The organism is uncultured Microbulbifer sp. (assembly GCF_913055755.1).
Taxonomy (GTDB): Bacteria; Pseudomonadota; Gammaproteobacteria; order Pseudomonadales; family Cellvibrionaceae; genus Microbulbifer.
This window is the reverse complement of record NZ_CAJXKH010000001.1, coordinates 92,546-116,709: the sequence shown is the minus strand read 5'-3', so window position 1 is coordinate 116,709 and position 24,164 is coordinate 92,546. Positions and strand designations below refer to the sequence as shown.

The 24,164-nt window shown below is 60.1% G+C and carries 19 protein-coding genes; 14 read left to right on the top strand and 5 right to left on the bottom strand.

Annotated features, from left to right (window positions below; genetic code table 11):
- Positions 1 to 30: 30 nt before the first annotated feature.
- Positions 31 to 747 carry a ComF family protein gene (locus QZ511_RS00390; protein WP_295797381.1) on the bottom strand — a complete coding sequence of 239 codons (717 nt, stop codon included), beginning with the start codon at positions 745 to 747 and terminating at the stop codon, positions 31 to 33.
- Positions 748 to 957: 210 nt separating this feature from the next.
- Here QZ511_RS00390 and bioB point away from each other — a divergent pair, with 210 nt between their 5' ends.
- Genes bioB through bioC form a run of 3 tightly spaced genes read left to right on the top strand, consistent with a single transcriptional unit; the run spans position 958 to position 4,810 of the window.
- Complete coding sequence (gene bioB / locus QZ511_RS00385) at positions 958 to 2,025, top strand: biotin synthase BioB (protein WP_295797378.1); 1,068 nt, start codon at positions 958 to 960, stop codon at positions 2,023 to 2,025.
- A gap of 14 nt (positions 2,026 to 2,039) precedes the next feature.
- Positions 2,040 to 3,254, top strand: coding sequence for an 8-amino-7-oxononanoate synthase (gene bioF / locus QZ511_RS00380; RefSeq protein ID WP_366935609.1), 1,215 nt, complete (start codon positions 2,040 to 2,042; stop codon positions 3,252 to 3,254).
- A complete protein-coding gene (gene bioC, locus QZ511_RS00375) occupies positions 3,254 to 4,810 on the top strand; it encodes a malonyl-ACP O-methyltransferase BioC (protein WP_295797292.1) in 1,557 nt (518 codons plus the stop codon). The genes bioF and bioC overlap by 1 nt, the downstream gene beginning before the upstream one ends.
- Before the next feature lie 35 nt (positions 4,811 to 4,845).
- Here bioC and QZ511_RS00370 read toward each other — a convergent pair whose 3' ends face one another.
- Positions 4,846 to 5,337: a L,D-transpeptidase family protein gene (locus tag QZ511_RS00370; RefSeq protein ID WP_295797288.1), complete on the bottom strand. Its 492-nt coding sequence runs from the start codon at positions 5,335 to 5,337 to the stop codon at positions 4,846 to 4,848.
- A 320-nt stretch (positions 5,338 to 5,657) separates the two neighbouring features.
- Between QZ511_RS00370 and bioD the strand changes: the two genes are divergently transcribed.
- The 4 genes from bioD to QZ511_RS00350 all read left to right on the top strand — a co-directional run bounded on the left by bioD (position 5,658) and on the right by QZ511_RS00350 (position 9,224).
- The gene (gene bioD / locus QZ511_RS00365) at positions 5,658 to 6,374 is read left to right on the top strand and encodes a dethiobiotin synthase (RefSeq protein WP_295797285.1); all 717 of its coding nucleotides are present in this window, start codon (positions 5,658 to 5,660) and stop codon (positions 6,372 to 6,374) included.
- Positions 6,375 to 6,606: 232 nt separating this feature from the next.
- On the top strand, positions 6,607 to 8,385 hold the full coding sequence (locus tag QZ511_RS00360) for an acyl-CoA dehydrogenase C-terminal domain-containing protein (RefSeq protein WP_295797281.1): 1,779 nt from the start codon (positions 6,607 to 6,609) through the stop codon (positions 8,383 to 8,385).
- Positions 8,386 to 8,677: 292 nt separating this feature from the next.
- On the top strand, positions 8,678 to 8,881 hold the full coding sequence (locus QZ511_RS00355) for a DUF3094 family protein (RefSeq protein WP_295797279.1): 204 nt from the start codon (positions 8,678 to 8,680) through the stop codon (positions 8,879 to 8,881).
- A gap of 94 nt (positions 8,882 to 8,975) precedes the next feature.
- On the top strand, positions 8,976 to 9,224 hold the full coding sequence (locus QZ511_RS00350) for a hypothetical protein (RefSeq protein WP_295797275.1): 249 nt from the start codon (positions 8,976 to 8,978) through the stop codon (positions 9,222 to 9,224).
- A gap of 12 nt (positions 9,225 to 9,236) precedes the next feature.
- Here the strand turns inward: QZ511_RS00350 and QZ511_RS00345 are convergent, their stop codons facing one another.
- Complete coding sequence (locus QZ511_RS00345; protein WP_295797272.1) at positions 9,237 to 9,695, bottom strand: EVE domain-containing protein; 459 nt, start codon at positions 9,693 to 9,695, stop codon at positions 9,237 to 9,239.
- Between the two features lie 127 nt (positions 9,696 to 9,822).
- Here QZ511_RS00345 and QZ511_RS00340 point away from each other — a divergent pair, with 127 nt between their 5' ends.
- From QZ511_RS00340 to QZ511_RS00325, 4 genes are all read left to right on the top strand, one after another.
- Positions 9,823 to 10,911: a histidine kinase gene (locus QZ511_RS00340; RefSeq protein ID WP_295797271.1), complete on the top strand. Its 1,089-nt coding sequence runs from the start codon at positions 9,823 to 9,825 to the stop codon at positions 10,909 to 10,911.
- Positions 10,912 to 10,938: 27 nt separating this feature from the next.
- A complete protein-coding gene (locus tag QZ511_RS00335; RefSeq protein ID WP_295797268.1) occupies positions 10,939 to 11,757 on the top strand; it encodes a response regulator in 819 nt (272 codons plus the stop codon).
- Between the two features lie 124 nt (positions 11,758 to 11,881).
- Positions 11,882 to 12,478 (top strand): HdeD family acid-resistance protein, encoded by a 597-nt coding sequence (locus QZ511_RS00330; protein WP_295797266.1) that lies wholly within the window; start codon positions 11,882 to 11,884, stop codon positions 12,476 to 12,478.
- 116 nt (positions 12,479 to 12,594) lie between these two features.
- The gene (locus QZ511_RS00325) at positions 12,595 to 14,397 is read left to right on the top strand and encodes a PLP-dependent aminotransferase family protein (RefSeq protein WP_295797263.1); all 1,803 of its coding nucleotides are present in this window, start codon (positions 12,595 to 12,597) and stop codon (positions 14,395 to 14,397) included.
- Between the two features lie 3 nt (positions 14,398 to 14,400).
- Here QZ511_RS00325 and QZ511_RS00320 read toward each other — a convergent pair whose 3' ends face one another.
- The gene (locus QZ511_RS00320; protein WP_295797260.1) at positions 14,401 to 15,642 is read right to left on the bottom strand and encodes an MFS transporter; all 1,242 of its coding nucleotides are present in this window, start codon (positions 15,640 to 15,642) and stop codon (positions 14,401 to 14,403) included.
- Positions 15,643 to 15,957: 315 nt separating this feature from the next.
- Between QZ511_RS00320 and QZ511_RS00315 the strand changes: the two genes are divergently transcribed.
- The 3 genes from QZ511_RS00315 (at position 15,958) to QZ511_RS00305 (ending at position 21,170) form a co-directional block, all read left to right on the top strand.
- Positions 15,958 to 16,812, top strand: a complete 855-nt coding sequence (locus QZ511_RS00315) for a carbon-nitrogen hydrolase family protein (protein ID WP_295797257.1) — start codon at positions 15,958 to 15,960, stop codon at positions 16,810 to 16,812.
- Between the two features lie 165 nt (positions 16,813 to 16,977).
- Positions 16,978 to 19,428, top strand: a complete 2,451-nt coding sequence (locus QZ511_RS00310; RefSeq protein ID WP_295797255.1) for a TonB-dependent receptor — start codon at positions 16,978 to 16,980, stop codon at positions 19,426 to 19,428.
- Positions 19,429 to 19,526: 98 nt separating this feature from the next.
- Positions 19,527 to 21,170: a tetratricopeptide repeat-containing sulfotransferase family protein gene (locus tag QZ511_RS00305; protein WP_295797252.1), complete on the top strand. Its 1,644-nt coding sequence runs from the start codon at positions 19,527 to 19,529 to the stop codon at positions 21,168 to 21,170.
- 66 nt (positions 21,171 to 21,236) lie between these two features.
- On the opposite strand, the gene QZ511_RS00300 is transcribed toward QZ511_RS00305, so the two are convergent.
- Positions 21,237 to 23,987: a M1 family metallopeptidase gene (locus QZ511_RS00300; protein ID WP_295797249.1), complete on the bottom strand. Its 2,751-nt coding sequence runs from the start codon at positions 23,985 to 23,987 to the stop codon at positions 21,237 to 21,239.
- Between the last annotated feature and the right edge of the window lie 177 nt (positions 23,988 to 24,164).

Genomic DNA, 24,164 nt, shown 5'->3' with positions numbered 1-24,164 from the left:
GATTGGTCACTGGGGCGGATTGGCTGGGTGTCAGGGGGTTCTGGCCAGAGCGTAAGCGCTTACTTCTGCTGCGCCGGCCTGCAGCAGGGTTTCCGCCGCCGCTTCCAGGGTGGCACCGGTGGTGATGACGTCGTCCACCAGGCCGATATGCAGGCCGCTGACCCGGGGGCCGGCGCGGAAACTGCTGCTCAGGTTTTTCAGGCGTTGGCGGCGTTTGAGTTGTGACTGGCTACCCGTGCGCGCGGTTTTGCGCAGCAGGCGGGTATCCAGCGGGATGCGCCAGTGGCGGGCGAAAATTTCCGCGATCAGATACGCCTGGTTGTAGCCGCGTGAGAGCTGTCGCCGCCAGTGCAGGGGAATGGGCACCAGTACATCGGGTCGGTCACCCACCGGTTCCAGCTCCGTTGCCGCCACTTCCGCCAGGCTGCGCCCGGCGGCGAGATCGCCCTGGTATTTGAAGCGCTGGATCAGCTGCGCCACCGGGTAGGCGTAAAACCAGCAGGCGTGGCCTCCGGCAAGCGGTGGCGGCTGCTGCAGGCAGCGCGGGCAGAGGTGGTCGCCGGCATTCGCCAGTGGCAGGGCGCACAGGCTGCAGGCGTGCTGCAGGGCGGGCAGCTCCGTGCGGCAGGGCCTACAGATGCCGCTGCCCCCGGTATCGCCGGCGTGGCACAGCAGGCATCGGCTCAGCGACAGCCCCGGTTTCAGCGGCAGACGCCGCACAGCAGCACTGATGCGCTGGGTAAACATTCCGATCACAGGTATCCATTCCCGTTGGTTGCGCCCGCGCGCGACTCGTAAACCAAAACTGGTTCGTTTGGTTGACAGTCAAGAGGGCGCGGCTACACTGCAGGGCTTCAAACTCCAAATCAAAGTCCTGAAGTCCGATTATCGGCCGGGTGCTGACTGATAAGTCTCCCGGCCCTGAGGAGAGTAATCCCAGTGACCGCCACCCAGCAAATGCCACAGGCCACTTCTGTCTACGGCGAAGTCCGCCACGACTGGAGCCGCCAGCAGGTACTCGAGCTGTTCGCGCTGCCGTTCAATGACCTGCTGTTTACTGCACAGACGGTGCACCGCGTGCACTTCGACCCGAATCGGGTCCAGGTGAGCACCCTGTGTTCCATCAAGACCGGCGCCTGCCCGGAAGACTGCAGCTACTGCCCGCAGAGCGCCCGCTACGATACCGGCCTCGAGCGCGAGAAGCTGATGAAGGTGGAAAAGGTGCTGGAAGAGGCCCGCGCGGCCAAGGCCAGCGGCGCCACCCGCTTCTGTATGGGTGCCGCCTGGCGCTCGCCGAAGAAAAAGGATATGCCCTACGTCACCCAGATGGTGAAAGAGGTAAAGGCTCTGGGGCTGGAAACCTGCATGACCCTCGGCATGCTCAGTGACGAGCAGGCCAGGGACCTGGCGGACGCGGGGCTGGACTATTACAACCACAACCTGGATACCTCGCCGGAATACTACGGTGACATCATCACCACGCGCACCTATGAGGATCGCCTGAATACCCTGAGCAATGTGCGCGCGGCGGGCATGAAGGTGTGCGCCGGTGGCATTATCGGTCTGGGTGAAGGGGAGAAAGACCGCGCGGGCCTGCTGATGCAGCTGGCGAACCTTTCCGAGCACCCGGAATCCGTGCCCATCAACATGCTGGTGAAGGTGGCCGGCACGCCGCTGGAAAACAACGCAGACCTGGACCCGTTCGAATTTATCCGCTGCATTGCCGTCGCCCGCATCATGATGCCGAAGTCCCACGTGCGCCTGTCCGCCGGTCGTGAATCCATGAACGACGAGATGCAGTCACTGGCGTTCCTCGCCGGTGCCAACTCCATTTTCTACGGCGAGAAACTGCTCACGACTGCCAACCCGGAAGCCAACAAGGACATGCAGCTGTTCGCACGCCTCGGCATCAAACCCGAGGAATACCAGCAGTACGCAGATGAAACTGTGGTAGAGGCGGAACTGGAATCGCGTATTGCCGAGCAGCAAAACGATCCGTTTTTCTACGACGCCGCCAAGGCGTAAGTGCGGTTGCCGTTGTGACCAACGCCGTGAGCAGCCTGCAAAATTTCCTCGATGCGCGCCTGGCCGAGCGCCGGGCGCAGCAGTTGCACCGCAGCCATAAAATTCTGGATTCAGCGCCGGGCCCGCTGGCGCTGGTGGATGGGTGCGAGCTGGTCACCTTCAGCTGCAACGATTATCTGGGGCTCGCCACCCATCCTGAAGTGATTGCCGCGCAGCAGCGCGGTGCCGAGCTGGGTGCCGGAGCCACCGCTTCCCACCTGGTCAATGGCCACTTTGCCATCCATCAGCAGTTGCAGGATAAGATCGCCGAAATAACCGGGCGCGAAGCGGCGCTGTTGTTTGGCAGCGGCTATATGGCCAATGTGGGGGTGATCAACGCGCTGGTTGGTCGCGGCGACCATATTGTGCAGGACCGGCTTAACCACGCCTCGCTGATCGACGGCGGTCGCATTAGTGGCGCGCGCTATCTGCGCTTTGGCCACAACGATATCAAATCCCTGGAACAACAGCTGCAGCGGGCGCGCGCTAGCGGATCCGGCAATACCCTGGTGGCGGTGGACGGCGTCTACAGCATGGATGGCGACACCGCGCCGTTGGCAGCAATCGCAGCATTGTGTGCCCGTTACGACGCCTGGCTGATGGTGGATGAGGCTCACGGTTTCGGTGTCATGGGCAGCGAGCGCTTCCCCTCTGCCGGCAGCGTTGCCGCCGCCGGCCTGAGTCAGGAGCAGGCGCCCATCGTAATGGGTACCCTGGGCAAGGCGGCCGGCAACGGCGGCGCGTTTGTGGCGGGCTCGAAACAGCTGATCGACTACCTCACCCAGTTCGCGCGCACCTATATCTACACCACCGGCATGCCACCGGCGGTGGCTGCCGGCTGCCTTAAAGCGCTGGAACTGATGCAGCGGGAACCACTGCGGGAAACCCTGGCCGCGCGCATCGCCTATTTCCGCGCGCGCGCCGCCGCACTGGCATTGCCGCTGGAAAATTCCACCAGTGCAATCCAGCCGCTGGTACTGGGGTGTGAGAACACCGTACTGGCGGTGGCCGAGATACTGCGCGAGCGCGGCTATCTCGTCGGCGCCATTCGCCCGCCCACGGTGCCAACCGGCACCGCGCGGCTGCGGATCACGCTCTCTGCGGTCCACACCGAATCGCAGATCGACGGCTTGCTTGCGGCGCTGCGTGAAGCGCTGCACCGAGCCAGTTCGCCCGAGGTATCGGCGTAATGTCTGTCGAACATATTGTTTTGCTCCACGGCTGGGGCGGTGACAGCCGCTGCTGGGAGCCACTGCAGCAGCAGCTGTCGGATCTGCCGCAAACCATTCAGTGTATCGACCTGCCGGGTTTTGGCGGGTGCGTCGCAGAGGCGTGGCCGCAAACGGAAGTACTGCTGCAACAGCTGGAAGCCCGGCTGCCGGACAATTGCCTGCTGCTGGGCTGGTCCCTGGGCGGCATGCTGGCAGTAAAGCTGGCGGCGCGCTCGCACAAGGTGCGGCAGCTGGTCACCATAGCCGCCAACGGCAGTTTTATTGTGCGAGACGACTGGCCCGGCATGGCCGCGGAAGTTTTCGAAAATTTCTGCAGCGCCCAGCAGCGGGAACCGGCAAAAAACTGGCAGCGTTTCTGCGGCCTGCAGGCCCGAGGCGACAGCGATATGCGCGCGCTGCTGAAAACCCTGAAAGGCTGGCAGCCGCAGGAAATTCCCGCGGGCTGGAATGCTGCGCTCGCCTGTCTTGGCGCGCTGGATAATCGCCAGTTGCTGACAGAACTACAGCGCCCGGCACTGCATATCTTTGGCGCGCAGGACGCACTGGTGCCCGCGGTTGCGGCGGAAAAACTGCGCGCTGCGGGTGTTGAAGTTGTCCTGATCGAAAACGCCGGTCACTGCCCGCAACTGAGCCAGCCGGGAAAAATCGCCGCGCTGGTAAGGCAGATTGTTTCCCCGCGAGAGGAAACGCCCCTCGATAAATCCGCGGTGGCCCGCGCCTTCGGTCGCGCAGCGACGAGTTACGATGCGGCGGCGCACCTGCAGCGTGCGGTGTGCCGGCAATTGCTGGCGGAGACCGAAAATCTATCGATCACACCCCGACGGATTCTCGACCTGGGCAGTGGCACCGGCTACGGCAGTGAGCTGCTGCGGCGACGCTTCCCGGATGCGGAAATCATCGCCCTGGATATCGCCCCGCAGATGCTGCAATACGCCCGCGCCGAGCGCCCGCTGGCGGACGGCTATATCGCCGCCGACGCGGAACAGTTGCCGCTGGCGGATGCTTGCATCGACCTGGTGTTTTCCAGCTTTGCACTGCAGTGGTGCTACCGGTTGCCGGAGCTGTTCGCGGAAATCCGCCGGGTCATGGCCCCGGGTGCCAGTGCACTGATTTCCACCCTCGGTCCCGACACCCTGCGCGAGCTGAAACACAGCTGGGCGGAAGTGGACGACCGCGTGCACGTAAACCGTTTTTTACCCGCGGAAACCTGGATCGGTGCGGCAACGGAATCCGGGCTTGCGGGGGAGCTGCGTTGTGAGGAGCGGGTACTGCACTTTGACAGCGTTACCGGGCTGATGCGGGAGCTGAAAAGTATCGGCGCGCAGAATGTGAATCGCGGTGCGGGCAGGGGCATGTTGGGGCGCACCGGATTGCGACGACTGGCACAGGCCTATGATGCGTATCGTGTGGATGCGGGATTGCCGGCGAGCTATGAGGTAATTTATCTGCGGCTGACAAGGCACGCAGTGTCACTGGAAAAAGTGGAAGTGGTAAACGAAACTGCCCGCCGATAAAGGCGGGCAGTAATCAGTCAGCGTGAAGCCAAGAATCAGGGGAAGATCTCGATCGGGGTACCGGTATCCACCATCGCCCAGATCTCATCCATTTCCGGGTTGGTAACGGCGATACAGCCGTCGGTCCAGTTCATCCGGGTGAGATATTTCTCGATATTTTTCCAGGTCGGCTTCTGGCCGTGGATCATGATCGCACCACCGGGGCTGCGTCCCAGTTTCTTCGCCCGTGCGCGGTCCGCCGCGTTCGGGTAGGAAACCTGGATGGCGCGATAAAATGTACTGTTCTTCTTTTTCCAGTTCAGGGTATAGCGCCCTTCCGGGGTGCGCGAGTCGCCCGCGTATTGCTTGTGCCCCACGGGGTTTTTGCCGAATACAACTTTATAACTCTTCACAACCTTGCCGTTGCGTTTCAACTGCATCAGGTGCTTGGATTTGTAGACAACGACTTCGTCAACCGGCTTGATCTTGGCAAATACCAAAGTCGGCATCAGTAGCAGGGCAATCAGACTCAGTTTTATGTATCGCATAGCTCTCAACGGTTTGCAGTGTGTTTCCGGGGCGAATTCAGCTTCCCTGCTCTCGCGCCGCCACACGCCCGCGTCTCCCGGGGAGAGGTGGACCGTGGTTGCGCGGTGCGACGGTTTGACGCAATGGCGTTATGACAGCGCTGTCGTAGGCTGTCAGCCCTGACCAATGTCGGGGCCTTTATTAGGCAATTTTCCTAACCCCGACGGCACTTGGCGAAGAAGGTTGTACGAATATTGCGCTACCTGGTTAATTTATCATCACGTAGTCGACGTTTAAAGGGGCGTCAACAAAAAAGACCGAATACAGAGAGGAAGATTCCGTGACCCATACGTTTTTCGTGACCGGTACCAGCACCGAAGTCGGCAAGACCTACGTCACCGCCGCCCTGCTGCGGGCGGCGGCGGATCGCGGCCTGGCAACCGCGGCGGTAAAGCCGGTAGCGTCCGGCTGCGAGCTGACCGAGGACGGCCTGCGCAACAGTGATGCGCTGATCCTGCAGGAGGCGATGACCCTCGAACTGCCGTATCAGCAGGTCAATCCGGTAGCTCTGGAGCCCGCCATCGCCCCGCATATCGCCGCCTTTGAGGCGCGCAAGCGGCTGGATCCGTCGCGGCTCGCCGGCGTCTGCCGCGGGGTGATGAGCAGCGCCGCGGAATTTGTGCTGATCGAGGGCGCCGGCGGCTGGCGGGTGCCCCTGGGGCCGCGCATCATGCTTTCCGACCTGCCGCGGGAACTGCAACTGCCGGTGATCCTGGTGGTGGGAATGGAACTGGGTTGTATCAATCACGCCCTGCTGACGGCGGAGGCGATTCGCCGCGACGGCCTGCAACTGGCGGGCTGGGTGGGCAATTTCGTGCGCGAGGGGATGATGGTGCGCGCGGAGGAGAACCTGGCCACCCTGGGGGGCCTGCTGCCGGCGCCCTGCCTGGGGGTGATTCCGTTTGACGAGAGTGCCGACTACCGCAACGGCGCGGCGCATCTGGACCTGACTGCGCTGTTGCCGGGAGAGTCTTCCCTGCAGGCAGGCCCCGACTAAGCCCTGCAGTGGGAATACCTGTTGGCGTCGCCTGCCGATGTGCGGCGCCAGTCTCTACGGTCGCCATCGCGCTATTCTGTTTCTCCCTTTAGGCCATTTCATACACGTTAACCCGCGTGATTTTCGCCGGATTCAACCGCTGGTTATGCCGCTGTGCTTGACTTGGGTTGGGCTTGGCCCTAGATTTCAAACATGTGTTTGAAACGGTTGATTGATTTAGAGAGGCGAAACAATGGCTGAGTACAAGGCGCCCCTGCGCGAGATGAACTTCCTGTTGCACGAGGTATTCGAGGCCGAGAAGCTGTGGGCGCGCCTGCCTGCGCTCGCCGAAACCGCAGATCGCGAAACCGCCGATGCCATTCTCGAAGAAATGGCCAAGCTGGCCGCCAATACCCTGGACCCGATCAACCGCTCCGGTGACGAGGAAGGCTGTCACTGGAACGACGGCGTGGTGACCACGCCCAACGGCTTCCCGGAAGCCTACGCCACCTACTGCGAGGGCGGCTGGGGTGCGCTGGTGGGCAACCCTGAGTTCGGCGGCATGGGTATGCCGAAGACCCTGGGTGCTCAGGTTGAGGAAATGATCTGTGCCGCGAATATCTCCTTTGCCCTCTACCCAGTACTGACTAACGGCGCCTGCCTGGCGATCGACGCCCATGCATCCCAGGAGTTGAAAGAGAAGTACCTGCCGAATATGTACGCCGGCACCTGGGCCGGGGCCATGGACCTGACCGAGCCCCACGCCGGCACCGACCTCGGCATCATCCGCACCAGGGCGGAACCCCAGGAAGACGGCAGCTACAGCATTACCGGTAGCAAGATCTTCATTACCGGTGGCGACCACGACCTGTCCGAGAACATTATCCACCTGGTGCTGGCCAAGCTGCCGGACGCTCCGAAAGGCCCGAAGGGGATCTCCCTGTTCCTGGTGCCGAAAATCCTGGTGAACGAAGATGGCAGCCTGGGCGAGCCCAATGCGGTGAGCTGCGGTTCCATCGAGCACAAGATGGGCATCAAGGCCTCCGCCACCTGTGCCATGAATTTCGACGGCGCCAAGGGCTGGCTGGTGGGTGAACTGAACAAGGGCCTTGCGGCCATGTTCACCATGATGAACTACGAGCGCCTGGGTGTGGGTATCCAGGGCCTGGGGGCCTCCGAACGCTCCTACCAGAGCGCCATCGAATACGCCCGCGACCGCGTGCAGAGCCGCTCGCCGGAAGGCGCCAAGCAGCCGGAAAAGGCTGCGGACCCGATCATTGTGCACCCGGACGTGCGCCGCATGCTGCTGACCCAGAAAGCCCTGATCGGCGGCGGCCGCGCACTGTCCACCTATGTCGCCAAGTGGCTGGATATCGCCAAGTTCGGCGAGGGCGACGAGAAACAACACGCTGAAGCCATGGTGGCTCTGCTCACCCCGGTGGCGAAAGCGTTCTTTACCGACAAGGGCCTGGAGTGCACCGTGCTCGGCCAGCAGGTATTCGGCGGCCACGGCTACATCCGCGAGTGGGGCCAGGAGCAACTGGTGCGCGACGTGCGCATTACCCAGATCTACGAGGGCACCAACGGCATCCAGGCACTGGACCTGATCGGGCGCAAGACCGTCGCCAACGGCGGTGCCTTCTTCGACCTGTTTGCCGCGGATGTGCAGGCATTTATCGATGCCAACAGCGACAACGAAGCGTTGGCGGAATTTATCCCGACGCTGGCCAGCGAGCTGCAGCGCCTGAAAGAAGTGACCGCGGCGGTGATCGACGCGGCCAAGGCCGACCCCAGCGCCCCGGGTGCCGCCTCGGTGGAATACCTGCACCTGTTCGGTTACGTGGCCTACGCCTACATGTGGGCCATGGTCGCCGCGGTCGCTGCACCCAAGGCGGGTGACGATTTCTACAAGGGACAGCTGAAAACCGCGCGCTTCTTCTACGCGCGCCTGCTGCCCCAATCTGCCGCACTGGCCGGCAGTGTTCTGGCTGGCAGCGAGACCCTGATGGACCTGGAAGAAGAGTTGTTCTGACCCGAAGTTCCGCTTCTGCCTGTCACGGATTTCTGCGAGGGAGGCGCTGCCGGGTACAGCCTTGCGAGACCTTCTAAAACAGGGATGTTTTAGAAGAGCCCCCAGGGATGGGTTTACGGCGTGTCTTGCAAAGCTGTACCCGGCAGCGGCTCCGCCACAGGGTGACATTTGAACCGCTGTTTTTGATCTGCCGATCGGCCCCGCCCTGCGGGGCTTTTTTCGTTGTGGGCTTTCTCATACACTCGGGTAAAGCAAACGCAGCACAGCAACAATAAGAGACCGCGTTAATCCCATGTCAGAAAGCGAACGGCAGGTTCCACCGAAAAAACTCTCCGACGAAGACCAGGCCCGGGTCGACAGGTACCTGAAGGGCGGCCACAACGACGTCGAACGCAAGCCCTTCCGCCCCCTGTTATTGCTGGCGGTGATTGTCATCGTCCTTACCGGCCTGTCACTGCTTAGCCTGCTGATTGCCCGCACCAAGGGTGTGGTCTGAGGGCGCGAGGGCGGGTATACAGCACCGGAAGTGATTGCGGAATTTATCTGCCAGCGACCTGTTTTTAGGAAAAATATTTCTTTTGGGGCTGATAATGAAGAAAACCATCCTTGTTCTGTTGCTCTCAACCGGCCTCGTGGGCTGCGAAACGCTGACCAGAATTGCGCTGGAAGGGGCGACCAATAGCCGGGTCCGCTACGGTTCACAGTGCGAATCCCTGCGCCTGCAATGCCGCGCCGAGAATTACAGTGAATGGGAAACTTCGGAGGGCAAGCGCGGTTGCTCCTGCGCGGGGGAAAGCTCCCAGTCTCGGGCCCCGGGAGATATGCAGGACCCGATCTGAGCCTCGCCCGGTCTAGTTTCCCAGGCGGTTGAGTGCGGTCCACTCCTGTTCCGTCACCGGTTGGATCGACAGCCGCCCCTGCTTCACCAGCACCATCTCTGCCAGCGCCGGGTTCTGCTTGATGTCTTTCAGGGGCACCGGGTTGGCGAATGCACTTTGCCACTGGATATCCACGCAGAACCAGCGAGGGTTTTTGCTGCTCGCCTTGGGGTCGAAGTATTTGCTCTCGGGATCGAATTGCGCCGGGTCCGGGTAGGCCGCACGCACCACTTTGGCGGTACCGGCGACCGCCGGCACCTTGCAGGCACTGTGATAGAAGAGTACGCCATCCCCCTCGCGGACCCCGTCGCGGAGGAAATTTCGCGCCTGATAGTTGCGAATGCCATCCCAGCGCCCGATCTGACCCGGTTCCTGCTTCAGGTCAGTCAGGCTGTATTCATCCGGTTCCGACTTGAATAGCCAGTAGTTCATCCTGTTTTCTCCCGCTGCCTGCGGCAGCCTGTCTATCTGGTGCGTTTGGCGGTATTTCGCCCGCGGCGGTGGTGGATTAGGCTATTTTCCCAGATTGGCGCGCTATCTGCGCCGTATATGGAGCATTATGGGTACTTCGGTTTTTAACTGGCTGTCGCAAAAGCTGGCGTCGCCGCGCAACCAGTACTGGGCGCTGCAGTGCAGCGGCTGGGGTGGCTATACGCTGCTGACCTTCGTCGGCAGCTTTTTCTGGGTGGCGAATCACTGGCTCCACACCGGCTATATCGCCGTGGCTACCGCTTCCGGGGTTGCCATCACCGAGGTCATGCGCCGCGGCTTCCAGCGCCTGTGGGACAAGCCGCCGGCCAACCGCCTGCTGGGCACCCTGGGCGTGGTGATCCTGGGTGCGGCAGTCTGGGCCGCGATCAAGTTTGGCGGCTCGCTGTGGCTGTATGGCAAGGAGAGCGACGAGCACCCGGTGGTGCTCGCCATCTACTGGTTCTCCTACTCGTTCCTGATCTACATGACCTGGACCGCGCTGTACTATGGCATCAAGTACTACCAGACTTCCCTGCAGCAGCAGGAAAAGGCCCTGAGGGCGGAGTCCATAGCGCACCAGTCGCAGCTGAAGATGCTGCGCTACCAACTGAACCCCCATTTTCTGTTCAATACCCTGAACGCCATTTCCACCCTGATCCTGGAGCAGGACGGCAAGACGGCGAACAAAATGGTCACCCGGCTATCCCAGTTCCTGCGCCACTCTCTGGACAACGACCCGATGCAGAAGGTTACCCTGGCGAAAGAGGTGGAGGCGCTGCAACTCTACCTGGATATCGAGAAGGTGCGTTTTGCCGACCGCCTGCAGGTCAATGTGGACCTGGATGGCGATGCCCCCCGGGGACTGGTGCCGAGCCTGTTATTGCAACCTTTGGTGGAAAATGCCATCAAATACGGTATCTCCCAGCGGGAGCAGGGCGGGGAGATCAATATCCGCGCGCGGGTATTTGCCGGCGAGTTGCTGATTGAGGTCAGCGACAACGGCCCCGGTGTGCCGGAATCCGAACTCGCCGGGCTGGGCCTCGGCGGCGGCGTGGGCATCCGCAACACCTGCGAACGCCTGCGCGCCCTGTACGGCAACGAACAGAAAACCCGTTTTGCCAATTTGCCCCGGGGTGGTTTGGCGGTAAACCTGCGACTTCCGTTTGAACAGGAATAACCACAATTCAGAGGCGGTGAGAGCACCATGACCGGTAGCAGTGAAACCTTAAAGACCATTATTGTCGACGACGAACCGCTGGCCCGCCGCGGCCTGCGTTTGCGGCTGGAAAATCTCGGTGGGGTGGAGATTGTCGCGGAATGTGGCAATGGCCGCGAGGCGCAGGAAAAAATTCTGGAGCTGCGTCCGGATGTGGTTTTCCTGGATATCCAGATGCCGGGCATCAGCGGGCTGGAACTGGTGCAGCTGTTGCCGCGGGAGGAGCTGCCGCAGGTGGTGTTCGTGACCGCTTACGACCAGTACGCGGTAGAGGCGTTCGAGGTGAGCGCAGTGGACTATGTGCTGAAGCCGATCGAAGAGGATCGCCTGGAACTGGCACTGCAACGCGTGCGCGAGAAGCTGGGCAGTGAGAACCTGGCGGCCCAGCGCGAGCAGTTGCTGGAGGCGGTGGCGGACCTTACCCATGAGACACCGCAGGCGCTGGAGAAAAAACTGGCGGCGGGTGAGCTGGGAGGCAACCGCTACCCGGAAAAAATCGCGATCAAGGACTCCGGCAAGATTACCCTGGTACCGGCGCGGGATATCGACTGGATTGATGCCGCCGGTGACTATATGTGCGTGCACGCGAATGGCGAAACCCACGTGATGCGCATCACCATGAAGGAGCTGGAGCAGCAGCTGGACCCGAAGGTGTTCCAGCGCATTCACCGCTCCACCATTGTCAATTTACAGCGGGTGCAGGAGATCTGCGCGCATATCAATGGCGAATATCACCTGGTGCTGAATAACGGCGAGCGCTTGAAAATGAGCCGCAGCTACAAGAACAAGGTCCAGCACTTTATATAAGTCCACCGCCCGCGGCACCGCCGCAACGCTGTGATCGAACGGTCATGGAAAATTACTCTCGTGAATCCGTCAGGCTGAGACTAAAACTCCAGCTCTGACGGATTTCCGCAACCGAGAGATCGCCATGGCCACAGAATCGCAGTCTTCCTCCGAACTCAATCTCGCTACCCGCCCGCTGCTGCACTCCCTTGCGGAAAACTGGTGGTTGCTGCTATTGCGCGGCCTGCTGGGGATCCTGTTTGGCGTACTGACATTTGTCTGGCCGGCCATCAGTCTGTTCAGCCTGATCATCCTGTTTGGTGCCTATACCCTGGTGGACGGTGTCTTTGCCCTGTATTCCGCATTCAAGGGCGGCAAGCGGAAAGGCATAGGCTGGCTGTTCTTTGTCGGTCTCACCGGCGTGGCCGCCGGTATCATCACCTTTGTCTATCCGCAGGTTACCGCCCTGGTGCTGGTGATCTTTATCGGCGCCTGGGCACTGGTGCGGGGCATTTTTGAGATCATCGGCGCTATCCGCCTGCGCAAGGAAATTGAACACGAGTGGCTGTTGATTTTTGCCGGCCTCATTTCCGTGTTGTTCGGGCTGGCATTGCTGGTGAGCCCGGGCGCCGGCGCGCTGGCACTATTGTGGCTGATCGGCAGCTACGCCATTGTGTTTGGCTGCATTCTGGTGTGGCTTGCACTGCGCCTGCGTAAATTGGCACATAAAACGCATACCTGATTGAGGTAAATTGTCGGTACTTGAACCGGAAACCAGCGCCGGGCAAACTGCCAGAGAGCGAACCAGTATGCGACTGGTTCTTAGCAACAGGCCATAACAACGATAACGAGCCATACATGAGCGAAGCACTCATTGTTCTCGATCCCGCTGCGGAAAAGAGCCTGCAGCAGCAGATCCGGGAAAAACTCATTCAGGGCATTCTTTCCGGCAGCATTCCCGCGGGGCACAAGATGCCCTCCTCCCGCGGTATGGCCGAGCAGCTGAGTGTGGCGCGCAACACCGTGGTACTGGCCTACCAGCAACTGGTGGATGATGGGTTTCTGGTAACCCGGGAGCGCAGCGGGTTTTACGTCAGCGAGACGGTGTCCCAGCAGGGTGTGGTGAGCCACGGTGTCGGGGAGCTGCCCCGCAGCGGCGATGATGACCGCAACTTCTGGCGTAAGCACTGCAATCCGGTTTCCGTCAGCCGGCGCGCGTTGCAGGCGCGCCCCGCCAACTGGCTTCAGTATCCCTACCCCTTTGTCAGCAATGAATACGACCCCAGGCTTTATCCCGGCAGTGAATGGCGTGAGTGCACGCGGGATATCTTTACCGCGCGGGAGGTCGCGCAGTGGGCGACCCTGGGCAACAATGACGACGACCGCAACCTTGTAGAACAGATCTGTACCCGCCTGCTGCCCCGCCGGGGGATTTATGTAGAGCCGGGTCAGATCCTTTTGACCAGCGGGCTCGAGCAGGCCTGTTACCTGTTGGGAGAGCTGTTGCTTGGGCCCGGGCGCAAGCTGGGATTGGTGCAGCCGGTCGCCGGGGAAACCGGAGAAATTTTCCGGCGTACCGGGGTGCAGTTTCTACCGTTGTCACAGGACGCAGATGGTCCTCTGCTGGATGAACGTTTCCGAAGCGCCAGCTGCCTCTACCTGCAACCCAATGTGCACAATCCCACCGCCGTCACCACCAGTCTCGAACGCCGCCGGCAGTTGCTGAAGCAGGTGGCAGAGCAGAAAGCGGTGGTGATTGAAAACGACTGTGACCATGATTTCTGTTACCACGGCAGCCCGCTTCCGCCGCTGAAAAGCATGGAGGGGGGAAGCCCGGTGATCTACCTCTATCAGTTCCCCAAAATCATTGATCCGGGGATGCAGTTGGCCTTTGTGGTTGCCCCCAAGCCGGTGGTCCAGCGCCTGCGCGCACTGCGCTATACCCTGCGGGAACGGGCGCCGGCCGTGAACCAGCGCCTGCTGGCGAAGTTTATCGCTTCCGGCCACCTGGATGCGGCGCTGTTCAAGATCACCCAGCAATTGCGTGAGCGCTGGAGCGCCCTGGGGGAAGCGCTGATGTACCACTTGCCAAAACTCAAAGTCCGCCGTGCCAGCTGCGGCACTGCCTGCTGGCTTGAGCTTCCGGAAAATATAGATGCGGCACAATTGCAGGTCAGCGCCGAGCAAAATGGCCTGTTGCTGGAGGCGGTCAAGGATGGCAGCGCGGTGCGCCTGGGCTTTTCTGCAATCGATGCCGACAGGATCGAGCCGGGAGTCAAGGTGTTGGCGCGTTTAATCAACGGAGAGTTGCAGGCGGAAGAGGAAACGCTCGAAGCTGCCGGTGGCCGCCGTCTGCGTGCGCAGGACCTGCAGCGGGAAATGCCCGGTGCGATTTTCCTGGGCACCAACACCCTTGGTGAGTCTTACCGTATTGAGCTCAGGGCCGATGGCACCATGCTGGGCTATTCGCGCAATGACGTGGATATGGACGAGACGGACACCGGCCGCTGGTGGCTGGATGGGGATCACTGGGTGCGCCAGTGGCGCACCTGGTCCTATGGCCGCAAGGCGAGCTTTCACGTAGTGACAGATGGCCACCGCATCAAGTGGTTCAACGACGTCGGCAAGTTGATTGATGCCGCCATTATCGCCAATAAATAACTTTCACGCAGTGGCGGCATCGAGTTTCGCTGCGGCCGGTATCGCCGCGAGGCAAACCGCCAGCATCGCAGTGGCAATAACGACCAGCTGCGTATAAGTCCCACCGCCGGTAATAAAATATCCCGCGAGCAGTGGCCCGCAAGCCAGGCCGCACTTTGACGCAAAGCCGCCGAATGCCCCCATTTGCCCTGCGCTATCAAACCGCGAAGCCATGGTTAGAAAATAGGGCACGCAAAAAGCCCAGGTCACACCGGTCACCACATTGGCCATGATGAATATTGGCTTGATATTGCTGAATGCAAACATTGCCAGCCCCACCAGCGTCACAATCAGTGCCACCGCCAGCGGCCCGGCCAACGGGAAACGTTGCCCGGTGACTGCTGCCAGTGCAGCACCGCCGATGGCGATAAGATTGGCCCAGAACAGGGTTTTACTGATAAAGCCCAGCGGCAGTTCAAATGATTTGCCCAGGTCAAAGATAAACGCGAATAGGGCCATATTGGCAAACTGGAAACAGAACAGTGCAATCAGGGTAATGATGATGGGGCCGAAGCGAACCGCGGGCGTCCCCGCTGTCGAGGATGAGCGCTGTGCCACCTCGTCCGTTGGCAGCGGGTAGTCCGCGATCAGCGGCAACATCAGGAGTGTGATCAGGCTGAAAGTAATCAGCGCGTAAAAGGGCACATAAGTCCCGTGCTGTGCCACCAGTTCTGGCAACAACAGCAGGCCCAGTGCACCGCCGGTGTATTGCACCAGCAGCACCATGCTGTAACTGCGCCCGGCGATACCGCTGCGGGCGATTACGGCAAATCCAAGCCCCACCAGCGCGCCACCGAGAATGCCGTGGACCAGTCGCAGTGGGATCAGCAGGTCGAGGTTGGCCAGCTGGATGGTGATGACGTCCATGCCAATGGAGCAGCACAGCAGGAGTGCGGCCAATTGCTTCCAGCGCGGGATATGGCGGATCAGCCAGGAAATGCAGAAGGCGCCGATTACGGCACCAATGGTGTTGGCAAAAGTAATCTGCCCGGCCTGTTCCGCGGATAGCCCGGCACCGGCCATCAGTGCATCCACGATGACCGGGAAAATATTGACATAGTAGAGACCGGCGGAAGACAGGAAGGCCAGAAGTACGCTCGCGACCCAGCTATCGCTGGAGCGAAATGCGGCGATAGCGTGCCGCAGTGAGTAGCCGTTCTGTTCCTGCTGCCCTGGAGATACTGCCTGGTCGCTGGAATTGTGCATAACCGCTCCGGAAATCATTATCGGTGTTATTCGGGCCGGTACAGTACCGGCGATGATCCGGACCAAAGCTAACTTATTACACGCGACGGGATAGTGCCAGTTGCCGGTCACCGTTGGATCCAACCACCCCTTCCACCCTCCTGATCGGCCCAGTATCCCGGTTGGCCTCATGACGTGCGCCGATCTGGCCCTATAGGCCCGGCCTGTGCTGGGCCAATATAAGGCCAACTCGGGATGGCCTTGTACCACCCCGGGAGGCAGAACCGGGGCTGGGGCCGCCGGATTCACTACAGAATAAGCAGGAACCGGTGTGTGATGAGTAATAGAAGCAGCCCTTTCGGTATCGCAGCTCTTCAGCTCAAGCTGGAAGAAACAGACAACCTGGAGTTGCTGCTGCAGAAAATCCAGCGCACCAAGTTGCGTTACCCCTGGGTAAAGATGGTGGTGCTGAGCGAACTTGCCTTGCGTGGGGTCGGTGCGCAACACGCAAAAGAGCTGCCGTCCCCGGAAGAAGCGGCATTTTGTCGTGCAGCGCGGGAACTGGGTATCTGGCTGGTGCCCGGTTCCATGTATGAAAAATGCGGCAGTGCGGTGTTCAACACCACGCCGGTTATTAATCCCGCGGGTGAAATCGTCGATCGCTATCGCAAGATCTACCCCTTCCTGCCCTATGAAAAAGGCGTCACTGCCGGTGACCAGTTCGTGGTGTTTGATGTGCCGGAAGTTGGGCGTTTTGGCGTTTCTATCTGTTATGACATCTGGTTCCCGGAAACGACCCGTGCACTGGCGTGGCTCGGTGCCGAAGTCCTGATACATCCGACCAAAACCGACACCATCGACCGCCAGGATGAGCTCTCCATCGTGCGTGCCAGCGCGGTGATGAACCAGTGCTACGTAGTGGATGTGAACTCCGCAGGGGCCCAGGGGGTGGGTCGATCCATCGTCGTTGGCCCGGAAGGAGAAACGATTCACGAGGCGTCGGTAGACGAAGAAATTATTGCATTTGAAATAGATGTGGAAAAAGTAACCCGGGTTCGAGAGCGCGGCATGAAAGGCCTGGGGCAAACACTTAAAAGTTTCCGCGACGGGCGGGTGCAATATCCCCAGTATCAGCTCGGTGCGGTTTCATCCGCGCTGGAGAAGCTGGGCCCGCTGAAAGTTCCCGAATAACCAGCAGTCAATATCGCAACAGGAAAACTGGACCATTCGGTATACACTAACTGGCACTAGGTTTATGCCAATGACAGCGACAAGAATCTTTTACAGGTAATCGCGGGCGCAGTCCGGCCGGCAAATAAATTCAAAATAAGAGAACCAAACCTAGTCGAGGGCAGCATGAAACAACTATCCAATCAGGGGTTTTGCAAGTCCATTCTGGCAGGTGCCGTAGCGGCAGTGTCTGCGGGGACACTGGCAGCAGCGCCACAGATATCGGTTGCGCAGAGCGTCGAGCCGATCGAGGAAATCGTCGTAACCGCGACCCGCCGTGCACAGAGCGTACAGGATATTCCCTACAATATTTCTGCGGTGTCCGGCGACGAGCTGGAGGCAAGCCAGATTACCGACGCGGCGGAAATGATGCGCAGCGTTCCGGGGCTGACGGTTGTCGATCGCGGCTACCGAAATTCAGGCACGGTCAACGGTGTCATTATTCGCGGCATGAACGTGGATACCGGAGCCAATGGTGACGTACCGCTATCCGCGGTGCCCACGGTAGCTACCTACATCGACGATACCCCCCTATATGGCAACTTCGTGCTGAAAGATATTGAGCGGGTGGAAGTGCTGCGCGGCCCCCAGGGCACGCTTTACGGTTCCGGTTCTCTTGCGGGGACTGTCCGTTACATCATGGCCAAGCCGTCCACGGAGGGCTTTGAGGCCAAAGTCGCCACCAGTGTCAGCCAGACCGAAGGCTCTGAGGGCACCAATCTCAGTGCCGATGCCCTGGTGAATATGCCGCTCGGGGACAAGATGGCACTGCGCGCGTACGCCGGAACCATCGATAATGACGGTATCGTAGATTACACGAACGTGTACGAATTGAATTCTGCGGGGGCGCCGGTCGCCGCTGGAGGCGATATCGCCGCGGGTGCGCCGATCTTCCGCCGGGTGGAAGATGCGGACACCGTGGAAATTTCCTATGCGCGGGCGGCGCTGCTGATCGAGCCCAGCGACCAGTTCAGCGTACTGCTCTCTCACCAGATGCAGAGCGATGAGATTGGCGGGCGCCGCCAGGTCACGCGGGGCACCAACTGGGTCGGCGGTGAGGAGGAATTCTACGATGACTACGAAAATGGCGCGGTAACCCTGGAACCCTCCGAGCGCGACGTCTCCCTGACATCCATGGAGATATCCCTGGATATGGGTTTTGCCACGTTTACCTCCAGTACTTCCAGTTACTCCCATGACGGTATCGCGATCAGCGACAATTCCGGTTTCTATGCCCAGAACAACTGGTTCGCCGCATACTACGGTGGTTCTCCGCGCCCACTGGCAAAAGCCGAACGCTTTTACGAAGACAGCGCCCTGGTGCAGGAGATCCGACTGGTTTCCAACGGCGATAACTTCGTGGACTGGGTAGCCGGTTTCTATTACATGGACCAGGACAGCGATGCCGGACAGAATAGCTATATGCCGGGTTGGGCTGAATGGGCTTCTGTTGCGCCTGCTGTCTATACAGATGGCATTTCCTTTGCCGAGGAATTTACTGGCTGGGGCGCCAATGTCCAGGATCAAGACTTCTATTTCAGGCGCAACCAGAACTTTACCGATGCCGCCGTATTCGGTGAAACCACGTTCAACTTCAGCGATACCTTCCGGATGACGCTGGGCCTGCGTGCGTTTGATAACAAGTTGACCAACGACTCGGTGCTGCAGCTGCCTATCTGGCCAGAGCCGGAAGAGAGCACCCGGGCCAGTTTCACCACCGAGGATGAGGATACCCTGCTGAAGGCGAACGTCTCCTGGGATATGACCGAGCGCACCATGCTCTACGCCACGGTGTCCGAAGGCTATCGCCGCGGCGGCGCCAATGCGGTGCCGCTGGCCGGTGGTTTTGCAGAGAGCCCGGATTACCTGCAGTACGGCGCCGACCAGGTGATGAACTACGAGCTCGGTATCAAGGGGGCGACCGACGCAATGCGTTACACCGTGTCACTGTTCCGCATGGACTGGACGGATCCGCAGTTGAATACCGCCACCGCCAACTGGGGATTTTTCGCTGCGGTTAATGGCGATGAGGCGCGCACCCAGGGACTGGAAGTCGAACTTGAAGGCAACCTGAGCGAGAGCGTTCACTACAGCATGGGTTATGCCTTTGTGGATGCGGAACTTACGTCTGACTTCTATCAGCCCTATGGTAACTGGCAGGGCGACGGCATTCTGGGTGAGTTCATGGTCGCCGAGGCTGGCGCCACCCTGCCGGGTACTGCCGAGCACACGCTGTCGGTCTCCCTGGATCACACCACCAGCGTTGCGGAAGGCTTTACCCTGGTTTCGCGTCTCGGTGGCTACTACCAGTCGGAAACCACCAACGCGATCGGTGCGGGCAGAACCTATGCCGAGTTCGACGCTTTCCAGCTCTGGAATGCCAGCAGTACCCTGGTGGCTGAAGACTGGGATATTACCCTGTTTGCCAAAAACCTGTTCAACGAAGATGGTGTGACCGGCGCTTTGACAGAGGCCCATATGGGCACCGATCCAGCTGAAAACTTCTACGGCAATGCCTCCAAGGATTACATCAGTTTGCCGCGTACGCTGGGACTCTCCGGGCGTTATCATTTCTGATTCCCATTGTTGCTTCACCTAAGTGGTATTCAGCCGGTCTCTGGGCCGGCTTTTTTATGGGAGATATTCGGGTAGACTAAAAGAAAAAGATGAGTGTTATGTCTGGTAACAACCACTATTCGACCGCAACCGAACCGGGCGCGGACGCGAGAAAGGCGTTTGCTGCAGCGAGAAAGTATTTTTTGCGCGGGAACCTGTCCGATGCTCAGCGCTGGGCAGAGGCCGTGCTGGACTTGGCGCCATCCTATATCAGCGGAAGGCGCCTTCTGGCCGACATCCTGATTCAGCGCGGCATGCATCAGGCGGCGCGCGCACAATTGCGACAGGCACTGCAACTGTCATCCGAGCAGCCGGATAAGCGCCTGCCAGTTAAGCTGCATTTTGCTACCAGCTATTTCCGCGAGGGAGACCTGGCAAGCGCCCTGCAGACCCTGCGCTCTACCGAGTTCGCTGCGCTTGCGAAAATCAAAACGTCCACTCTCGGTCAGCTGGGTTACCTGCATACCCTGTGTGAGTCACATGAAACTGCCCTCGAAATCTACGAGGCGGTCCTGTTGCGAGAACCGAATAGCGCGGAAAACCTGTTTAACTGTGCTGCGGCCAACCGTGCAATGGGAAACCTGGAGCGCGCGGAGGCGCTGTACGATCGCGCGATCCAGTTGAACCCTCAGGACTGGGAGGCCTATAAAAATCGCTCAGAACTGCGGAGGCAGTCCACAGATAGAAACCATGTGCGCCAACTGGAGGCGCAGTTGATGGATGACAACAAGCCTGACTTCGCAGCGATCCAGCTGAATTTCGCACTGGCAAAAGAGCTGGAAGACCTGGGGGATTATTCGCGCAGCTTCAGTGTACTGCAGAGCGGCAGCGAGGTACGGCGGAAGCATATTGAATACGATGTCGCCCGTGATCTGGATACCATGTCGGCCATTTCCGGGAATTTTGCTGCGGACTTCCTGTCAGCGCCCGAGGTGCCACATGACCGGGGGAAGAATATTATTTTCATACTCGGAATGCCGCGCACGGGGTCGACACTTCTCGACCGGATTCTGTGTGCCGCCCCCGGAGTGGTCTCTGCCGGTGAGCCAGACACCTTTGCGCGCTTGCTTTTACAGGTGGCGGCTGAAAGTGGAAATGCACAAGATGAAAATGTAATCCTCAGTGCTGGAGAAACGATTGATATCAATCGGGTGGGAGTGGCATACGAAAAGCAGATGCATGCAAGGGCGCAGCTGCTTGGGGGGCAGCGAATAATTGACAAGAACCCGATGAATTTCCTCTATCTCGGCTGGATTGCAAGGGCCCTGCCAGCGGCCAAAATTATCCATCTGCAACGTGATCCGATGGATACCTGTTATGCGATCTACAAGACTCTTTTCAAGAGCGCATATCCATTTTCATATCGGCAGAAGGAGCTTGCCAGGTATTACTGCGGTTATCGCGAGTTGATGGCGCACTGGTGTCAAGTCGTGCCGGACCGCATTATTGAACTCGATTATGAGCAACTGGTCAGTGATCTCCCCGCGGCTGGTCGGCGTATTTTTCGGCAATGCGCACTATCTTGGGATGATGCAATTCAGGATACCTATTACGGCCGCGGACAGGGAACTGCTACCGCCAGTGCTGCGCAGGTGCGCCAACCGGTCTACCGATCATCTCTGGAAAAGTGGAAGCATTATCGCGCGGAATTGCAGCCGATGGTGGATGTACTGGATGCGGCGGGGCTGTTCGAGCCCGCTTGATGTAGCGGAATAAAAAAAGGGGCAGCCAGATACGGCTGCCCCTTTTTCTTGCCCGGAATGGGGCGTTTAATTGCTGCCAGCAATAGTATTGAGCAGTTCTGTTCCTTTTTCTTTCAATGCCATACACAAACTGATGCTTTCCTCGGTCTGCGCCATGGCGCGCTCGTAACCGGGCACCAGTTTGCTGTCACTGGCGAACAGCGCCTGTACCCCTTTCAGGGATTCCCGGTCGCAGAAACTGGCGGCAAAGCGCGGTGTGTTGCGTCGCCACTGCTCCGGGATTTTGTTTACCACTGCCGGGAAGTTGCTGCGCAGCCAGTTCCAGTTTTGCGCCTGCAGCGCCGGTTCTGCCATGGCGTTGCGGATCAGGCCAAAGGCTTCCCGCGCCCCCATGTCTTCGCTGAGAGCGAGGGTGTGAATGGTATCCAGCAGTGCCGGGTCGGTAACCCGGCCCAGCGCTTCGGCACTGGCGTTGTCAAATAGCGGGTCGTCCATTTCGCTGCGCACCTGGATCAGGTGATTGACGAAATCCTTGCCGGAATCCTGCACGGCGACGGTCAGGGCGCTCTCGTACAGGTCCGAGTTCAGGGCTTTGGCATCCTTCTGCTGACCGAAACCGGTAAACGCCAGCGCCTTTGCCAGCAACATTTCGCGGGTGTCCGCGTCCTTCGCTTCCAGCGCGAGGAATCCCAGCAGCTGGCTGTACAGGAGCTTGCTTTCGTTATCGCTGTTGGACGCCAGTTGCTGTGCCTTTTTCCCGTACAGCTTCTTCAGGAAGGCCTGCCAGTTATCCGCCTGTTCAGTGCCCACGTAGTGGTCGGCATATTTGGCGAGGTAGCCAAGAGGTGCCGCCACCACCTGGCGCTTGTCGGAGCCAGCGGATTTCTCGATCACGGCGATCAGAGTTTGCGGTTGCAACTGGCCCGCTTCGAAGCCGGCAAAGGCGCTGTCGATCACTGCCAACTGTTCGGTGGGTTTCAGGGTGTCGAACCGCTCCAGTAGTGCTGCCCAGATCTTCTCGTCCATAGCAAAGCGGTAATAGCCGCTGCCGTTGACGTTGGGCAGTATCCACTGCGGGCACTGGCCACCAGAGATATCCACAACCTGTTGCTGTTCGGTCAGGAATTCACATTGGGCATCGCCGGAGCTGCTGCGCAGGCAAAACGGAATGCTCCAGGTGCTGCCGGTGCCGGCAATCGGAGAGCCCAGTGGCTTGTAGCGCTGCTGCTTGACATGCACCTTGGCGGCACCCTTGGTGTTGCAGTCCAGGGTCAGTTGCAGCAGTGGCACACCCTTCTGTTCCACAAAGGTGCGGAAGGTGTCGGTGAGCTGCGGGCTGTTGGTTTCCTCGCCGATCACCTTGTAGAAGTCGGGGGAGTTCGCCACGCCATCGGCAAAAGTTTCGATATAGCGACCCAGCGCCGGGCGGAAGGTGTCTGCGCCGAAGTACTCGTCCACCATGTGGATAACGCCCAGGCTCTTGGCGTAGGTGATGGCATCGTAGGCGTTGCGGATATCATTGTTGTCATCGATCGGCTCGCGAATGGCGCGGGTGCTGGCCAGCGAATCGAGCTTCATGGCGCTGATGGCACGCACCGCGGCATTCAGGTCGTGGCCGCCGTCCGGTTCCATCAGGGTCAGTACCAGCGGGGTACCCCAGGTGGCAAAGCCCTCTTTCAGCCACAGGTCGTCCCACCACGGCGGGGTCACCAGGTTGCCGAACCACATATGGGCGATCTCGTGGGCATGCACACCCAGCAGGGCCAGGCGCAGGCCGGGAGCCGGCTCGTCGCCCTCTACCAGGATGCGCTGTTCGCGGTAGGTAATGGCAGCAGAGAGCTCGGTGGCGCCACTGGGCCACTGGGGTGCGGCGACGATATCCAGTTTCTTGAACGGATAGGGCCGCTGCAGTTGTTCCTCGTAGATGCGCAGCATCTCGGGCGTGACGTCGAGGATGTACTTAAGGTCCTTGCCGCGGCCCTTGCGCGCGAAGCCGCGCAGGGGCAGTGCCTGCTTGCGGTACTCGTTGGCGGGAATCGCCGGGCGCTCCACCACGTCGAACGGGCCTACCGCCAGCGACAGCAGATAGGTGGGCATGGGGCGGGTCTGCTCGAAAGTGACCTTTTCCATGCCTTCGCCGGCATCGCTGCGGCTGGCTTCCGGCGCGTTGCCGATGGCCTTGTAGCCCTTGGGAATGGTCAGGCTGATGTCGTAGGTGGCCTTCAATCCCGGCTCATCGAAACCGGGCAGGAAGCGACGGGCCTGGATCGACTCGGATTTGGCCAGCGCGTATGCATCGCCTTTCTCCTCGACCTTGAACAGGCCGGCGAGGTTCTTGTCGAAGGGGGCGTTGTACTGGATGCGCAGGGTGATTTTGCCTGCGGGTACGCCCTCGGCGAAATCTACCCGCACCACGCCGCTGTCGAGCAGCTGGCGGTAGCTGGCAGATACCGGGGCGTCCTGCCCCGGGACCAGGGCTTGGATTTCGGTGACGTCGATGTTGTTGCCGTGCATCCAGATATGGTCTGCGGCTTTGTCCAGTTCGATGTCGATTTCCACCTGGCCGCCGAAGCGATCCTTGCGCGGGTCCAGGTTGAGGTCGAGCCGGTAGGCAGTTGGGCGCACGCCGTCGGGCAATTTGCCCGCGGGGGCATCTGCGGCCTCTGCCGGCGCGGGTTCCGCTGCCGGCTGCGGGACGGCTTTGGCGCTTTCTTCCGCCGCTGGCTTGTCGGTGTCCGGTGTGGTTTTTGGGGAGTTGTCGCAGCCGCCGAGGAGAATGAGTCCGGCGAGAAGCGTGGTGAGGGCAATCTGTCGCATAAGGTTAGAAATTGTTGGAAATTTTTTGGGCAAAGGTTTTCCAATTGTAGCGGTTTGTACCCCGACATCTGCAGGGGGATAGGACAGAGTGCGGTGGGTGTGCGTTGGGTGGAGTTTGGCGCCTGGGTTGGCTGCCGGTCGCGTGGGGCCGTGCCCTGGGAAGGGGCTGGGCCGCGG

Excerpts from the sequence above, each read along its gene's own strand:
- QZ511_RS00330 (WP_295797266.1), top strand. The coding sequence starts at position 11,882 with ATGGCCACAGAATCGCAGTCTTCCTCCGAACTCAATCTCGCTACCCGC.
- QZ511_RS00325 (WP_295797263.1), top strand. The coding sequence starts at position 12,595 with ATGAGCGAAGCACTCATTGTTCTCGATCCCGCTGCGGAAAAGAGCCTG.
- QZ511_RS00335 (WP_295797268.1), top strand. The coding sequence starts at position 10,939 with ATGACCGGTAGCAGTGAAACCTTAAAGACCATTATTGTCGACGACGAA.
- QZ511_RS00310 (WP_295797255.1), top strand. The coding sequence starts at position 16,978 with ATGAAACAACTATCCAATCAGGGGTTTTGCAAGTCCATTCTGGCAGGT.
- QZ511_RS00315 (WP_295797257.1), top strand. The coding sequence starts at position 15,958 with ATGAGTAATAGAAGCAGCCCTTTCGGTATCGCAGCTCTTCAGCTCAAG.
- QZ511_RS00350 (WP_295797275.1), top strand. The coding sequence starts at position 8,976 with ATGAAGAAAACCATCCTTGTTCTGTTGCTCTCAACCGGCCTCGTGGGC.
- bioB (WP_295797378.1), top strand. The coding sequence starts at position 958 with ATGCCACAGGCCACTTCTGTCTACGGCGAAGTCCGCCACGACTGGAGC.
- QZ511_RS00355 (WP_295797279.1), top strand. The coding sequence starts at position 8,678 with ATGTCAGAAAGCGAACGGCAGGTTCCACCGAAAAAACTCTCCGACGAA.
- QZ511_RS00300 (WP_295797249.1), bottom strand. The coding sequence starts at position 23,987 with ATGCGACAGATTGCCCTCACCACGCTTCTCGCCGGACTCATTCTCCTC.
- QZ511_RS00370 (WP_295797288.1), bottom strand. The coding sequence starts at position 5,337 with ATGCGATACATAAAACTGAGTCTGATTGCCCTGCTACTGATGCCGACT.
- bioC (WP_295797292.1), top strand. The coding sequence starts at position 3,254 with ATGTCTGTCGAACATATTGTTTTGCTCCACGGCTGGGGCGGTGACAGC.
- QZ511_RS00340 (WP_295797271.1), top strand. The coding sequence starts at position 9,823 with ATGGGTACTTCGGTTTTTAACTGGCTGTCGCAAAAGCTGGCGTCGCCG.
- QZ511_RS00360 (WP_295797281.1), top strand. The coding sequence starts at position 6,607 with ATGGCTGAGTACAAGGCGCCCCTGCGCGAGATGAACTTCCTGTTGCAC.
- QZ511_RS00390 (WP_295797381.1), bottom strand. The coding sequence starts at position 747 with ATGTTTACCCAGCGCATCAGTGCTGCTGTGCGGCGTCTGCCGCTGAAA.
- QZ511_RS00320 (WP_295797260.1), bottom strand. The coding sequence starts at position 15,642 with ATGCACAATTCCAGCGACCAGGCAGTATCTCCAGGGCAGCAGGAACAG.
- QZ511_RS00345 (WP_295797272.1), bottom strand. The coding sequence starts at position 9,695 with ATGAACTACTGGCTATTCAAGTCGGAACCGGATGAATACAGCCTGACT.
- QZ511_RS00305 (WP_295797252.1), top strand. The coding sequence starts at position 19,527 with ATGTCTGGTAACAACCACTATTCGACCGCAACCGAACCGGGCGCGGAC.